This is a genomic window from Lacihabitans sp. LS3-19 (assembly GCF_024343575.1).
Classification (GTDB): Bacteria; Bacteroidota; Bacteroidia; order Cytophagales; family Spirosomataceae; genus Leadbetterella.
The window spans coordinates 34,691-50,515 of sequence record NZ_RJUA01000023.1; the positions used below are offsets into that span (position 1 = coordinate 34,691).

At 33.4% G+C, this 15,825-nt stretch carries 10 protein-coding genes and 2 rRNA genes; 8 read left to right on the plus strand and 4 right to left on the minus strand.

Going from position 1 to position 15,825, the window contains the following annotated elements; translation table 11 throughout:
• The first annotated feature begins 227 nt into the window (after positions 1 to 227).
• Positions 228 to 2,747, plus strand: coding sequence for a glycosyl hydrolase (locus EGI22_RS13880; protein ID WP_255069062.1), 2,520 nt, complete (start codon positions 228 to 230; stop codon positions 2,745 to 2,747).
• A gap of 51 nt (positions 2,748 to 2,798) precedes the next feature.
• Here EGI22_RS13880 and EGI22_RS13885 read toward each other — a convergent pair whose 3' ends face one another.
• Entirely contained in the window at positions 2,799 to 3,962 is a 1,164-nt protein-coding gene (locus tag EGI22_RS13885) for a sigma-54 dependent transcriptional regulator (RefSeq protein ID WP_255069063.1), read from the minus strand.
• 181 nt (positions 3,963 to 4,143) lie between these two features.
• Between EGI22_RS13885 and crtD the strand changes: the two genes are divergently transcribed.
• The 7 genes from crtD to holB all read left to right on the plus strand — a co-directional run bounded on the left by crtD (position 4,144) and on the right by holB (position 13,394).
• Entirely contained in the window at positions 4,144 to 5,625 is a 1,482-nt protein-coding gene (gene crtD / locus EGI22_RS13890) for a 1-hydroxycarotenoid 3,4-desaturase CrtD (protein WP_255069064.1), read from the plus strand.
• 243 nt (positions 5,626 to 5,868) lie between these two features.
• Positions 5,869 to 6,669 (plus strand): hypothetical protein, encoded by an 801-nt coding sequence (locus tag EGI22_RS13895; protein WP_255069065.1) that lies wholly within the window; start codon positions 5,869 to 5,871, stop codon positions 6,667 to 6,669.
• 228 nt (positions 6,670 to 6,897) lie between these two features.
• Positions 6,898 to 8,226, plus strand: coding sequence for a DUF937 domain-containing protein (locus EGI22_RS13900; protein ID WP_255069066.1), 1,329 nt, complete (start codon positions 6,898 to 6,900; stop codon positions 8,224 to 8,226).
• 41 nt (positions 8,227 to 8,267) lie between these two features.
• Positions 8,268 to 9,398, plus strand: a complete 1,131-nt coding sequence (locus EGI22_RS13905) for a PLP-dependent aspartate aminotransferase family protein (RefSeq protein WP_255069067.1) — start codon at positions 8,268 to 8,270, stop codon at positions 9,396 to 9,398.
• Positions 9,399 to 9,476: 78 nt separating this feature from the next.
• Positions 9,477 to 11,060, plus strand: a complete 1,584-nt coding sequence (locus EGI22_RS13910; protein WP_255069068.1) for a S8 family peptidase — start codon at positions 9,477 to 9,479, stop codon at positions 11,058 to 11,060.
• Positions 11,061 to 11,116: 56 nt separating this feature from the next.
• On the plus strand, positions 11,117 to 12,292 hold the full coding sequence (locus tag EGI22_RS13915; protein ID WP_255069069.1) for a putative sugar nucleotidyl transferase: 1,176 nt from the start codon (positions 11,117 to 11,119) through the stop codon (positions 12,290 to 12,292).
• Position 12,293: 1 nt separating this feature from the next.
• Positions 12,294 to 13,394, plus strand: a complete 1,101-nt coding sequence (gene holB / locus EGI22_RS13920; protein ID WP_255069070.1) for a DNA polymerase III subunit delta' — start codon at positions 12,294 to 12,296, stop codon at positions 13,392 to 13,394.
• Between the two features lie 319 nt (positions 13,395 to 13,713).
• Here the strand turns inward: holB and EGI22_RS13925 are convergent, their stop codons facing one another.
• The 3 genes from EGI22_RS13925 to EGI22_RS13935 all read right to left on the minus strand — a co-directional run.
• Positions 13,714 to 14,739: a transposase gene (locus EGI22_RS13925; protein ID WP_255069071.1), complete on the minus strand. Its 1,026-nt coding sequence runs from the start codon at positions 14,737 to 14,739 to the stop codon at positions 13,714 to 13,716.
• Between the two features lie 388 nt (positions 14,740 to 15,127).
• A 5S ribosomal RNA gene (gene rrf, locus EGI22_RS13930) occupies positions 15,128 to 15,239 on the minus strand.
• A 218-nt stretch (positions 15,240 to 15,457) separates the two neighbouring features.
• Positions 15,458 to 15,825 (minus strand): 23S ribosomal RNA (locus EGI22_RS13935); the annotation flags it as partial.

The window sequence follows — 15,825 nt, forward strand, 5'->3', positions numbered from 1 at the left end:
TGGATGGATTGGACACGAATTAACACAATTTCTTTCCTTTATTAATCTACCTAATTTTGATCCCTTATGAAATTTAGTAGCCAAAATAAATAGAAATCCGTGCCAAATCCGTAACATCCGTGTGTAATATCAATCCCATAGATTCACCAAAAGCACCCAGCATGACACTAAAGAACAGTAATTAAAAATCCATTCTTTATATTTACGACTGTAATCAACCTAACCTGATGAAAGACTGTAAATTAATTTTAATCCTAGTATTATTTTCTCTAAAAACAATTGCTCAAAACACTGCTAAACCATGGGCTTATTGGTGGTGGCCGGGAAGTGCTGTAAATAAAAGCGATTTAAAAGCCAATTTGCAATCATACGCCGACGCAGGTTTTGGAGGATTGCACATAATCCCGATATATGGCGTAAAAGGAGAAGAGGATAATTTCCTGTATTATTTAAGTCCAAAATATATTGAGCATTTAAAATTTTGTACGGAGACTGCCAGGGAACTTGGTTTAGGAATAGATATGTCGCTTGGAACTGGCTGGCCTTTTGGAGGAAAAAACGTTACCAAAGAGATGGCCGCTAAGTCGCTAATTTTAGATAAAGACAGTTCGGGGAATTTCAATGCAAGTTTCAAAAACACCAATCAAAAAGTAAAAAGAGCCGCTCCTGGTGGCGAAGGGCTTGTTTTAGACCATTTCAGCAAAGAAGCAACTGAAAAGTATTTTGCAGTATTCGACTCAGTTTTTTCAAAAGAAAACATTAGAGTGAGAGCTTTCTATAGCGATTCTTACGAAGTTTATGGAGCAAACTGGACTGAAAACTTCTTGGAAAAATTTAAAGCATATCGAAAATACGACCTCCAACCTTTTTTGAGTTCATTAACGAAAACTGAAAACTTAACAGAAGTCGACAAACAAATTTGGCATGATTACCAAGAGACAATTTCAGATTTGCTATTGGATGGATTTACTACTTCATTTACGGATTTTGCCCATAAATTCAATAAAATAAACAGAAATGAATCTCACGGTTCACCGGCGAATATATTGGACTTGTATGCAGCTTCAGACGTACCCGAATCTGAATTTTTTGGTTCAAAACCATACGATATAAAAAACTACAGACAAGACCCTGATTATTCTGAGAAACAGTTTGGCAAACCTAACCTTTCGGTTTTAAAGCTCGCTTCTTCCCCAGCACATTTATTGGGTAAAAAACTGGTATCTTCCGAAACTGCTACCTGGCTAGGCAATCATTTCAAGGTATCTTTAGCACAAATTAAACCTATCATTGATGAATCTTTTTTAGGTGGCATAAACCATGTTTTTTATCATGGCATACCTTACTCTCCGCATTCAGCGGGATTTCCTGGCTGGTTGTTTTATGCTTCTACTAACTTTAATCAAAATAGCCATTTTTATAAAGAGCTGCCTTTGTTAAATAAATACATAGAAAACGCCCAAACACTTCTACAAAATTCTCAGCCAGACAACCAAGTTTTGCTTTATTTGCCCATTCATGACCTTTGGCACGAAGCAAAAGAAAACCTGCACTTGATAGATGTTCATAATATTGAAAAAAATGGGCTTTTCACACCTGAATATAGAGAAATCATAAAACAATTGAATGAAAATGGTTATCAGTTTGATTTCATTTCTGACAGACAAATAGCTGAACTAAAAAAAGAAAACGGTGGTTTCGGTATTGGAAATTTTAACTACAAAGCGATTGTAATTCCAGAAACTGAATACTTCCCTATGGGAACTTTAGATAATATTGTTTCCCTATCTAAAATTGGTTTGAAAACAATAATCCTAAACAAAACCCCACAGAAAGTCTCGGGATTGCTTGATTGGCAGCAAAATCAAAAACTATTCGAACAGAAAATAAAAAATCTAAAACCTTTCGTCTCAACGAATATTATTGAAAATTTAAAGAAATATAATATCAAAAAAGAATCTCTTTCTCAAACTGGATTACAATTTTTGAGAAAGAAAACAAGTGACGAAACTATATATTTTCTGGCAAACCAAAACACCAAATTCAATGTAGGAAATATTGAATTTAACACTACTGCAAAAAACGTTTATCTTTTTGATGCAATTTCAGGCGTAAAAAACAAAATTGACTTTGTCATAAAAAACAACAAAACGCTGATAAACATCTACTTACCTTCTGGGAAAAGCACTTTTTTTATTTTCTCAAACAAAGCTGAGAATCTCGAAAAAACCGACTTTATGGAGTTTAAAAACCGTAAACAAATCAGTGGAAATTGGACCTTGACTTTTAAAGAAGGAGAACCATTTATGCCTCATAACCAAAGCTATACTGAGCTAAAGTCTTGGACTGAAACAGTTGACACGCTTGCACATTACTTTAGCGGAATCGGAGAATACACTACAACTTTTGAACTTGGAAAAGATGCGATAAATAAACCTGCATTATTATCACTTGGAGATGTGAGAGAATCAGCGAAGGTGTCCATCAATGGAATTGAAATAGGAATAGCTTGGTCTTTACCTTTTGAACTATCTATTCCACAATATATCTTAAAAGAAAAAAATGAGCTAAAAATAGAAGTTCGAAATGTATCAGCCAATAGAATGATTTACTTAGATAAACAAAAAGTCAATTGGAAAAAATTCTATGATATCAATATGGTAGATATTCAGTACAAACCTTTTAATGCATCCAATTGGAAACCAGTATACTCTGGACTACTAGGACCCGTAATTTTGAAATATTGAGCACAAAAAAAGAGTCGTAAGCGACTCTTTTTTTTTATATTCTAATTTTTATCACAATCCTAAACCAGCGTATAACTTAACCTCGTCCACACTAATTGTTGCATCACACATAATCACTAAACGCTCAACTACGTTGCGTAATTCACGCACGTTACCAGTCCATGGCAAGTTTTTCATGTAATCCATTGCATCTGAAGAAAAAGTCTTCGGCTGATCACCATATTCTTCAGCAACATCGCCCAAAAACTTCTCAGCTAATAACGGAATGTCCTCTCTACGCTCAGCCAATGGCGGAACATAAATCGGAATTACGTTCAACCTATGATAAAGGTCTTCACGGAAGTTACCTTCCGCAATCTCTTTTTTAAGGTCTTTATTGGTCGCTGCTATTATCCTTACATTAATTTTTATTTCTTTCTCTCCACCTACTCTAGTGATTTTGTTTTCTTGCAAAGCTCTCAATACTTTAGCTTGTGCCGAAAGGCTCATATCACCGATTTCGTCTAAGAAAAGTGTTCCATTGTCTGCTTGCTCAAACTTACCTATACGCTGCTTAATTGCAGAAGTAAAAGCACCTTTTTCATGCCCAAACAACTCACTTTCAATCAATTCAGAAGGAATAGCAGCACAGTTTACTTCAACCAAAGGCTTCTTTAATCGATTGCTTTTTTCGTGAATCTGCTTAGCCACCATCTCTTTACCCGATCCGTTAGGTCCAGTCACCAAAATCCTTGCTTCAGTTGGTGCAACTCTATCTATTGTGTCTTTAACTTTTTGAATCAAAGGCGACTCCCCTACTATCTCATTAAGTTTATATACTCTTTTCTTAAGGGTTTTGATAACTTCAACGTCATTACTTTTTTCAATCGCATTTCTAACAGTTACCAACAATCTATTTAAATCTGGTGGCTTAGTGATAAAATCAAAGGCCCCCCTTTTTGTAGCTTCTACGGCATTTTCGACATTTCCAAAAGCAGAAACCATAACAAATTGTGTAATTACACCTTCTTCTTTGGCTTTCAACAGAACGTCCAATCCGTCCATTTTTGGCATCTTAATATCACAAAGGGCCACATCATAAAGGCTAGCAAGAACCATATCAAGACCTTCCTGTCCATCTTTGGCTTCGTCTACGTCATAACCTTCATATTCGAGAATGTCTCTCAAGGCATCTCGAATTGTTTTTTCATCATCTATTACTAATATTTTGGCCATGGGATACGAAAAAAATTCCTTTTAAGGTTTATTCTAAATATTTCGCAATTTACCCAAAAACTTTGTATAAACAGGCTTTAAACTCTAATATTTATGTAAATTTATAAAAATCTAGAAATTTTATATTTCCAAAAACAATCCATAAATCTATTAGTTTTAAATAAAAAAATAAGTGAAATCTGTGAAAAAAATTGGGGTAATTGGTAGCGGTCCAGGTGGCTTGGCAGTCGCAATAAGGCTTGCTCTTCAAAACCATAAAGTTGAAGTTTTTGAGGCAAATTCTACACCAGGTGGGAAAATCGGAGAAATGACGGAAAACGGTTACAGATTCGACACCGGCCCATCACTTTTCACACTGCCTACTCTTGTTGATGAATTATTTATTGCAGCAAATAAAAACCCAGCAGATTTCTTTGAATATGAGAAACTTTCTGAGGTATGTAGATATTTTTGGGAAGACCAGACAAGGTTAAACGTAACAAGTGATTTAGAAAAATTCGACAAAGATGTAAGCGAGATACTTGGTGAAAAGTACTCGAAAATAACAAAATACCTTTCCGAAAGTGCTTTTAAATATAAAATACTCAGCGAGCTTTTTATGTTTAAAAGTTTACATAAAATATCAACTTGGCTTTCCAAAAAAGCTATCATAGGCTATTTAAACGTTTTCAGACTCGGCATTTTTAACAGTTTCAATGATTTAAACTCTGGTTATTTCCAAAACCCAAAAACCATCCAATTATTCAACAGATACGCAACTTACAATGGATCAAGCCCTTTTCTTACCCCCGCTACCATGGGCATCATTCCACATTTAGAATACAACATTGGAGCGTACCTTCCAAAAAAAGGAATGTTTCAAATTTCAGAATCACTTTACCGATTGGCTTTAGACTTAGGCGTAGTTTTTCATTTTGACACCAAAATCGAAGAAATAATTTTAAATGGCAAAAAAGCAGAATCATTACAATCAAAAAAACAAAATTTCGGGCCTTTCGATGCTATTGTAAGCAATATGGACGTTACGCCAACTTATTTAAAACTTTTACCAAATATAAACCCACCCAAAAAACTCTTAAACCAAGAAAAAAGTGGCTCTGCTCTGATATTTTATTGGGGTATAAAAAGAGAATTCAAAGAATTAGGTTTACACAATATACTATTTTCTGAGGATTATAAAACAGAATTTAAACACCAATTCGAAAAGAAAGATATTTATAAAGACCCAACAATCTATATAAACATTACAAGCAAACATATACCGTCAGACGCTCCAGATGGCTGCGAAAACTGGTTTATTCTTATAAATGCTCCATCGAATATTGGCCAGGACTGGAAAGAAATAATAAAAAATACTAGAGAATCTATAATAAAAAAAATAAATAGAGTATTGAAAACTGACATTGAAGCATTAATAGTTACCGAAAAAATATTGGATCCGATAAAAATAGAATTAAATACTTCGAGTAGTCAAGGAGCATTATATGGTAACAGCTCTAATAACAGATTTTCAGCATTTCTAAGACATCCAAATTTCTCAAGAAAAATCCCAAATCTATATTTTGTAGGTGGAAGCGTGCATCCAGGAGGAGGTATTCCTCTGGCTTTGTCTTCCGCTAAAATCACTTCTGAAATTATGGCACGGAATTTGACAAGCCTATAATAACACCTTTAGATTATTTTTTAAGTCAATAATATTTTTAAAAGGTGGCAATTTAGAATTTCCTAATTACAAAAAACATTCAAAATTTCACTAAAAGTAAAATCATTTACTTTCCTAATAAACAAGCACTTACACTACATATCATCCCATCAAATAATTTCTTTTTCATAAAACATTATCAAACGGTATAGTTTTTGTAACTACTTAATCAATCTATTGAGTGAATCTATAAAAATTATTAAAGTGAAAAAGAATTCTATACTATTCTTTGGACTGTTGTTACTTTCTACAATTATTTTTTCTTGTAAAAAGAAAAACAACAATCCCGCTATCCAGAACACCAAATGTCCACTTTTGTCGATAGATGGGCCTACTGGAAACATAAGAAACTACGAGTGGGTAGGTAGTAAACTCATACGGGTTTTCAGTAAAGACTCTATCCCAACGGTTGTAATTTTTAGATACAACAACAAAAACTTGGCGGAATCTATGGAGATTACCACGGAGGCCTCTTCAGAAAAATATATTGTTAAGTTCGATTATGGAACCAACAATATTATCACTAAAAGCAATGTGTCAATTAATGGAATTCAGTTTATGACCAACGAATTTTCATATAATGAGAAAAATAACCTTTCAAGTATAAAAACGACTGTAGAGTTGTTTGGAAGAAAAGTTTCTGGCAAAACAAGGTTAGAATATGCAAACAATAACGTTGCAAAAGTGTATTCATCTATAAATGATGAATTAGAAACTTTAGCATTTGTAGGTGAAAAATATGACGATAAAAAACAGTTTTTCCCTGACGTGTATAAAACAGCCGCTCTTGGTTTTGTAGGTATTGCCAACAATTTCTTTTCGTATTTCGGAGAAAACAACATGATCTCTGGAAAAGTGTATAATGATAAAGGAAAAGTAGACCAAGAGACTCAAATTGATTATTTATATAATAATAGCGGATTACCAATTCAATCCGAGACTGTTTCCTTGAGAAATGGTAAAACAAGTGTCGAAGTATGTAGCTATAGTTTCGACTGTAAATGAGTTGGCTTAAGTGCAATAAAACTAATAATCCTAGTGAACAAAGAAATCTCCAATATTTGGAGATTTTCTTTTTTTAATACCTTTCGGTAATTGCATATTAAATCTCAAATATTTCTGGAATTTGTTCGTATTGAATGGGCATGGTTTTTGTATTTTTAATTCGTACTCCTAAAGTTTCAGGAAAGAAACTGGAGTAATTTTATCCAAAAAGCTTAAAAAACTAAAAGAATGGATTTTTTATCGCAAATAAAAAGTAATGTAACTGACAAAACTATTTCAAACTTGGCTACCTTTTTAGGGGAAGAAACAAGTGCTGTAGCATCAGGATTTAGCCTTTGTACCAATTCTTTTGTTGCAGGACTATTAAAATATGCCCATTCTGATGTTGAACTGAAAAACATCGTAAATATCCTTATTGACGGAGGTCATACAGGGGATATACTTAACAATGTCGAAGCATTTTCAGGTAATTTCGAAAAAACACAATTGCTAGTTACAATAGGAAGTAATATATCTAGTCACTTTTTAGGAAATAAAGTACCTCTTTTAGTAGAAAAGATTGCTGGTATTTCTGAAGTTCGAAAAACGAGTGCAAATTCTTTACTTAGTTTATCTGCCCCTATTGTATTGGGTTATATTGGAAAATTAATGAAAGATAAAAACTTTGACATATCAGGTCTTAGAAATTATTTTAGAGAAATCAATGATAATGTAATTAACGTTTTACCTCCAGCTATCAACAATATATTCCAATTTAAAAAAATAAGTACACAACAGAACTCAAAAGTTGTACTAGAAAAATCTATAGTTGAAAAAGCTAGAACATCAAAAAAAACAAACTGGGGCTTAATACTCCCATGGGTTATTTTGGCTATAGCGGGATTTTCAGTATTATATTATGCTAAATTCGGAAACAAAAGCAATAAAAAAGGTGGAATTATTACACCAATGTATAAAGACTCCACTGCAGAAGACCTTCGACCTGAGGACTTTATGCCAGACGCTAGTTCAAATGACACGAGCAAAATAAATATTGTGCCAGTTCCAGTAAATTCAGATCTTAAAACAGATGAGAAAAATAGCGTTTCCAATACTGTTCCCGACTCGAAAGACCAACCTGAGATAAAAAAGACTGAGTCAGTTCTTCCTGAAAAACCCAAATCTGTCACCTCAAAAGATACAGACAAAATCACCCAAAAAGTAGAAAACCCCAAAACAACAACAAGTATTCAGCAAAAAACTGATACTGAAAGCAAGGCAATCAAAAACATTACACCAAGTGGTTGGAATACTATTTTTTCAAATATTTTCAAAAATAACAGTGCAGAAATCAACAACAAATCTGGTGTAAACTCTATCTTTAGTCAATTAAAAAACTCATCAAAAACAATAAATATTTCTCCTTTAAACACTGGGAATAGAAGGCTTTCAGAAGATAGAGCTTATGCATTACGTGAAATGTTAATAGAAAAAGGAATTCCAGAAAGCCAAATAGAAATAACATCGAGTTTATCAGGCTCAAATGCCAACGGCATTGTTTATAAAATACAGAATTAAATTCGGCTAATATTCTTAACTTTGTGTATTAAAAAATGTATATGCAAAGTATAGAAACTACAATAATTCATAAAGGAATAAGCAATCAAGATTCTGGAGCTGTTGTAAGTCCTCTAATTCAAAGCACTACGTTCTTAAGAGACGAAAATGGTTCTTTTGTAAAAGAAAGAGACATATATTCTAGAGCTTCGAACCCAAACAGAAGGCTCTTAGAGGAAAAATTAGCGATACTCGAAAATGGAACAGAAGCCCTGTGTTTTTCATCTGGCCAAGCAGCTTCTATTGCTCTATTTCACACAATAGGATCCTCTTCTCACATAATCATCCCTGACGATATTTATTATGGCACTCGGTTAATCATCGAGAAACTTTATGCCAATTGGAATATAACATTTAGTATTGTAGATATGTCAAATCTCCGAAATATCGAAGAAGCGATAACTCTTGATACAAAATTAATTTGGATAGAAACTCCTTCAAATCCAAAACTCAAAATTGCTGATTTACAAGAAATTTCAATACTAGCTAAATCTAAAAATATTTTAACAGCTTGTGATAATACTTGGGCAACCCCATATTTTACCCAGCCACTAGAATTCGGAATTGACATAGTAATGCACTCAACCACCAAATATCTTGGAGGACATTCAGATATTCTAGGTGGGGCATTAATATTTGGAAAAAACCTTGATGAAAACTTAACACTTGCTTTAAAGGATTATCAATCGATAGGAGGTGGAGTACCTTCTCCAAATGATTGCTGGTTGCTAAACAGAAGCCTTTCAACTTTTTTTTTAAGAATGCAAAGGCATGCTGAAAATGCTAAAAAACTTGCATTTTTTTTTCAAAATCATGACAAAATTGAAAAAGTCTATTATCCTGGACTTAAAGAGCATGAAAACCATGAAATTGCTAAAAAACAGATGAAAAATGGTTTTGGTGGTATGATCTCAATTGAAATCAAAGGTGATGAAGATAATTGCCTTAGGGTAGCTTCAAAACTAAGAGTTTTTAAGCACGCCACTAGCTTAGGTGGTGTAGAAAGCCTAGTTGACCATAGACGAACTGCTGAGGGAATTCATTCTGTAAGCCCAGTAAATCTCCTTCGTGTTTCTGTCGGAATCGAGGATATAGATGATTTATTAGAAGATTTTAGTCAAGCACTAAGCTAAATTATAGAAAAAAGCGTTATTTTACCATTTAAATATCAAATCAAAAAATTGCTCTAAGGCAAACTATATTTCAATCTTATGAAAAAAATCGTTTTCTTTTTATTTATAATAATAAATGCCAACGCTCAAGACCTAAAAACTAAATTCAATTGGCACAACCTTGACTTACAGGACGATGGTGTAAGAGGAATGAGCACAGAAAAGGCTTATAAAGAATTACTTAAAAACAGACCTTCCAAGACGGTAATAGTGGGTGTAATTGACTCAGGAATAGACATTAAGCATGAAGACCTAAAAGACATTATATGGATAAATTCGAAAGAAATTCCTGGTAATGGAGTCGATGATGACAAAAATGGTTTTATTGATGACGTAGATGGATGGGATTTTATTGGAGGAGCTTCTGGTCAAGACATCAACCAAGAACAATTAGAATCTGTAAGGATTTTAAAAAGCCTTGAGGAAAAATTTGGAGAAAACCCTAGTAAAAGGCTTAAGAAAAAAAACAAAGTAGACTTTGCACTCATGTCTACTTTAAAAAGTGAAATAAACGAAAAAAGACAAGAAGCAACTCAATATTTGCCAATGTACAAAGGCATGTATGATAGAATCTCTAAAGCCGAAGATTTACTAAAGAAAACAATTGGAAAGGAAACTATCACCAAAGAGGATGTAATAGAATTGAAAGAAGAAAACTTTGATAGATCAGTTAGAGCCGCCAAACAAGCTTGGCTAAACCTAATTGCTATGGGTGCAACCCTAACCGATATTAAAGAAGGAGTTACACATTTTGAAGAAGAAATAGAATATAACCTTAATGAAAAATTTGACCCGAGAAAGATAGTTGGAGATGATTTAAAAACTTTAGGATATGGTAGCTATGGAAACAATGAAGTTACTGGTCCTGATGCAATGCATGGAACTCATGTTGCAGGTATTATAGGGGCTTCTAGAAATAATAATTTAGGGGTAATGGGAGTAGCTGACAATGTTCAAATAATGACCATAAGGTGTGTTCCTAATGGGGATGAAAGAGATAAAGATGTTGCAAATGCCATAAAATATGCTGTAGATAATGGAGCGGAAGTTATAAATATGAGTTTCGGAAAACCATATTCACCAGAAAAAAAATGGGTTGATGAAGCTGTAAAATATGCAGAATCAAAAGGTGTTTTATTAGTTTCAGCAGCTGGAAATGAAAGTGAAGATATTGACCAACATGTTCATTATCCTACTAGAATACTAAACAATGGCAAAACAATTAGTTCATGGATTACAGTTGGGGCAAGTAGTTTTACTGAAGGAGAAGAACTCCCTGCTGATTTTAGTAACTATGGAAAAAATGGCGTTGATGTATTTGCACCAGGAGTAGCAATTTATTCATCTGTGCCAGGCTCAAGATATGAAGAGAAACAAGGAACAAGTATGGCTTCACCAGCAGTAGCTGGAGTTGCTGCATTATTAAAATCATATTTCCCAACATTAACGGCCAACCAAATAAAAAATATTATTTTGGAAACATCGGTTAAGCTTAATGGTGTATCTGTAAACTTACCTGGAGAAAAAACAAAAGTCGATTTTTCAGAATTGTGCAATACGGCGGGAATCGTAAATACTTACAATGCAGTAAAAATGGCTATTCAAATGGTAGAAAAGCAATAATCTTCTACGATTTAATATTTTTTAAGGTAATTTTACCATCGAAACATATATTTCGAATGAACATTATTCTTTTTGATTCTCCAAAGTACCGTAATCAACTGAAGCCTATAACTTTAACTAGACCTATAGGTAAAATACGAATTGGAATACTTACTATTGAGGAAAAATGGCAAATTTATTTTAAATCTGAGCCTTCTTTTTTGACAGAAGAATATTTAGCTCATAAATATTATCCAAAATACGAAGAAGAAAACATATATATTAATGCTTCTTTTTTGCCAAATATTGAATTTGCAAATACAATTAAGGATTTAATAAAAAATGAATCATTGTGGTTCAAAGGAGATCTAATTGCAATAAAAAGTGATAAAAAACTTGCATTTGATTTTTCACAAAACGACTTTGTACAAAAACAAATCGGGACAAATATTACTTCAATAACTGAACTCCCTCATTTATTTTTAAACAATGGCAACCAAATTGAATCAGATTTTGAACTATTAACTAAATCCAGAAATTCTGTTGAAATCATTGATAAATTTTCAAGTATTTATTCTCCGGAAAATATTTTTGTCGAGGAAGGAGCAAATATAAAGGCATGTATTTTAAATGCTGAAAATGGCCCAATCTATATTGGTAAAAATTCAGTCATACAAGAGGGCAGTATTGTTATAGGCCCTGTCGCTATTTGTAATAACTCCATGGTAGCTTTTGGGTCAAAGATAAGACCAAATACTACCATTGGCCCATTTTCTAGAGTTGGGGGCGAAGTAGGTAATACAATATTTCAATCCTATAGCAACAAAGCTCACGATGGTTTTTTAGGAAACTCATATATTGGAAAATGGTGTAATTTAGGTGCAAATACAAACAACTCAAACCTAAAAAACGATTATAAAAGCGTTAAACTACATAATTACGATAGTAACGAATTATATGACACAAAAGAAATTTTCTGCGGGACTTTTATGGGAGATTACTCAAAAGCAGGAATAAGCACAATGTTTAATACTGGAACAATTGTTGGTGTAAGTTCAAACGTTTTTGGATCGGGATTTCAAGAAAAATTCATTCCGAGTTTTACTTGGGGTGGCAAAAATGAAGGAATTGAAAAATATCGATTTTCTAAGGCTATTGAAGTAATCAATTCAACAATGGAGCGAAAGGCATTGATTCTCTCCGAAGAGGATAGAAGAATTCTAGAATATATTTCCAAAAACCAAAATTTATAAAATGTTATTTTCAGAAATTCCCGGTCTATTGGAAACCAAGCAATTATTGATAAACTCAGTAAAATCAAATCATGTTGCACATGGATTATTGTTTGATGGAAAATCTGGAAGTGCTGCTCTACCAATGGCATTAGCATTTGCCACATATATCAATTGCCAAAAACCTTCTGAAACAGACGCATGTGGAGAATGCCCATCTTGTCAAAAAATCAGCAAACTAGCTCATCCTGACTTTATTTACGCATATCCAACTGCAGGAGGCAAAAAAGTCCTTTCAGAAAACTTCATCAAAGAATGGAGAGAATTTATCAGACAAACACCTTACGGTGGAATATCAGAATGGTTAGAATTTATTGAAATCAAGCAAGGAAACATACCAGTAGAAGAATCAAGACAAATTGTTCAAAATTTGAGCCTAAAATCCTACGAAGGAGGTTATAAAATTGTATTAATCTGGATGGTAGAGGCAATGGGTCAATCAGCTGCAAATGCACTTTTAAAAATTTTAGAAGAACCCCCTGAAAAAACAATATTTATTTTAATCACCAACAATATTCATCGATTACTTACCACAATTATTTCCAGAACACAAAGAATAGCGATAAGAGATTTATCAGATGAAGAACTCATCCCTTATTTAATAAATATAAAAGGTGTGACTGCAGAAAGAGCACCAAAAATTGCATATTTATCCGAAGGAAACATAAATAAAGCACTTGATATTTTAGACAAAAAAGACCAAAACGAAAAAGACTGGTTTGCCAACTGGATGAGATATTGTTATGCCTTCGACCTTAGTAAATTAATACCATTAGCAGATGAATTTGATGCACTTACAAAGGAAAGTCAAAGAAGCCTACTTGATTATGGATTAAAAATAATAAGAGAGATATATTTAAAATGTATCAGTGCGGATAACCTAATTAAATTAGAGGGCGAAGAATTACAATTTGTTCAAAAATTCTCAAAAGTCTTTAAATTCGAAAATATTGGTCAAATCACAGAGCAAATCTCTGATGCACAAATGCTAATTGAGCGTAATGTTAGAGCAAAAATAGTATTTTTAGATATTTCAATGCAGATTTGCAGATTAATAAAATAATTTTCTATTAAGTAAGTCTGTGAATAAAAAAAATCCACTTTAGAAATTTTATAATATTCAAATTATTCTTTTAGGAATAATAATTGAAGTAGTCCTTGATTAAAGTTCTTTGTTTTTAACTTGAAGTAAATATCTTTTTAAATTCCCTCACTATTTTGCTGCATTTGAGTTAAATAATTTGTACCTAAAACTATAAAACAAAAAAAAGCCCAAAGATTACTCACTGAGACTCTAATAAATATAGGCATCTATCGAAATACAGCACCTCTATTCTCCTGGAACTAGATAGTTAAGTTAATTCCTAATTTTTCTCAAGAAATTATGCGGCTAATTTGTGTACAAAATCGGATTCATACATTGATTTTGTTCTTACCAAAGCAAATACAAGTTGAACGAGCTTATTTTTTACATTATTAATTGCCACAAACCCTTTTTTGCCCTCCGCTTCCTTCTTTTTTTTATAATATGTCTTAATTTTAAGGTCATGTGTCAAGGCCGTAATAGCTGCCATGTGTAAAAGTCCTTTCAGAAATTTATGAGAAAAATGGCTTACATGATTTCCTTTGTTTACTGATGTACCTGATGTAAAATCAAAAGGTGCTATACCTGCTAATGACGCAAATTTTCTAGCATTAAATTCTGGACAAAAATTTCTAGTATAAACAATCATCCAACAAATCATTATTTTACTAATACCTTTTACAGATGACCCATATTTGATATTCTCTTCCCATTCGTCATTTTCCTGAATTAGTGTATCTATGGCCTTATCAATTTCTTTTAGTGATTTTTTTAAGCCTTCAATTGCCGCTTTATTTATTTCTTGTAATAAGTCATTTGTTTTTTTGGTAGCATATTCTTTAAATTCATTTAGAGGAACTTCAACGGCTTTTATTTGGTCAATTAGCCTTTTACGGTTAGATAATAAATCATGCAATACGAATAAATCTTCATCATAATTAGCAGTTAATTGCAGTGTATGTCGCTTTTCAAACCCGTAATTTGCAATTAAATAACCATCTACTTTATCATTTTTCCCTTTCCTTATACCTGCCGAACGATTAACTTTAAATCCTGATTCCATTACCAAATCACAAGAATTATCTTGTAAATAAAACCATAAAAGCCTTGAGTAAATTCCTGTATATTCCATAATGAATAAAACATTAGTACTATTGGTTTGGTCCTTGACCCAAATCAAAAAATCATCAAAGGAATTCGGTGATTTAATAAAAACTTTGTGAATAACTTTCTTGCCTAAACCATTAATAATACAGGCATCAAACTTTTTTTTGGCCATATCAATGCCAACAAAATAAGAGTAATTGTTTGTAGAAACTTCCATTTTTTTATAATTTTAATGTAAGAAAAAAAAATTGACCTAAGAAAATCTCAAATGACAAGAGCCTTTATAAGATTAACAGCAAATGCTGCTTCTAAATAGTTAAATTGTCTATAATGAGAAGGGGAGCAGGGCCTGGATCTAGTCAAAGTTTATTCTTAGCGTCCCCTTAGGTTTCTCCTGCTTCCCTCTTAGGAAAATTTACCATGATAAAATTAACCTAAGTCTCGTAATCTTCAATATTTCTCTTAGTTGTAAAACTAAAGGGCGTCCTCATTGATCCAAATACTTCCGATAGCTATCGCAAGGTGGTGGAGTGGGGAAATATAGGGTCTTAGAGGCTATATAAACAAAAAAGCCCCAAAGAATACTCTTTGAGGCTCTAATAAATAACTGGCATCTACCTACTCTCCCGGGTTTGATCCAAGTACCATCGGCGGTGCGGGGCTTAACTGCTCTGTTCGAAATGGGAAGAGGTGTTCACCCGCCCTATTGACACCATGAAGGTCTTAATATAAGGCTTTAGGTTTTAGATATTAGGTCTTAGCCTGTGGTACTAACCTATTAGCTAAGTCTATTATTTACCTATACACTTTGGTTACTAAATATTTTTTGACATTGTTTCCTTTTGGTTTTTTGAATCGATACTAATACCTAATACCTAATACCTGATACCTAATACCTAATGAAAACATTGTGATAAAGAAAGACTGAAAATTAAAATTTAAGAGCTCTCGGTTCATTAGTACTACTCGGCTGCATACATTACTGCACTTCCACCTGTAGCCTATCTACGTCATAATCTCTAACGTTCCTCAAGGGAAGTCTCATCTTGAGGTGGGTTTCACACTTAGATGCTTTCAGCGTTTATCCCGTCCCGACTTAGCTACTCTGCCGTGCCCTTGGCAAGACAACAGATACACCAGCGGTCAGTCCAATTCGGTCCTCTCGTACTAAAATCAGAGCCTCTCAAACTTCCTACGCCCACCACAGATAGGGACCGAACTGTCTCACGACGTTCTGAACCCAGCTCGCGTGCCACTTTAATCGGCGAACAGCCGAACCCTTGGGACCTTCTCCAGCCCCAGG

Bases quoted from the DNA above. Each gene is read 5' to 3' on its own strand.
- EGI22_RS13880 (WP_255069062.1), top strand. From the start codon at position 228: ATGAAAGACTGTAAATTAATTTTAATCCTAGTATTATTTTCTCTAAAA.
- EGI22_RS13885 (WP_255069063.1), bottom strand. From the start codon at position 3,962: ATGGCCAAAATATTAGTAATAGATGATGAAAAAACAATTCGAGATGCC.
- EGI22_RS13900 (WP_255069066.1), top strand. From the start codon at position 6,898: ATGGATTTTTTATCGCAAATAAAAAGTAATGTAACTGACAAAACTATT.
- EGI22_RS13905 (WP_255069067.1), top strand. From the start codon at position 8,268: ATGCAAAGTATAGAAACTACAATAATTCATAAAGGAATAAGCAATCAA.
- EGI22_RS13910 (WP_255069068.1), top strand. From the start codon at position 9,477: ATGAAAAAAATCGTTTTCTTTTTATTTATAATAATAAATGCCAACGCT.
- EGI22_RS13915 (WP_255069069.1), top strand. From the start codon at position 11,117: ATGAACATTATTCTTTTTGATTCTCCAAAGTACCGTAATCAACTGAAG.
- holB (WP_255069070.1), top strand. From the start codon at position 12,294: ATGTTATTTTCAGAAATTCCCGGTCTATTGGAAACCAAGCAATTATTG.
- EGI22_RS13925 (WP_255069071.1), bottom strand. From the start codon at position 14,739: ATGGAAGTTTCTACAAACAATTACTCTTATTTTGTTGGCATTGATATG.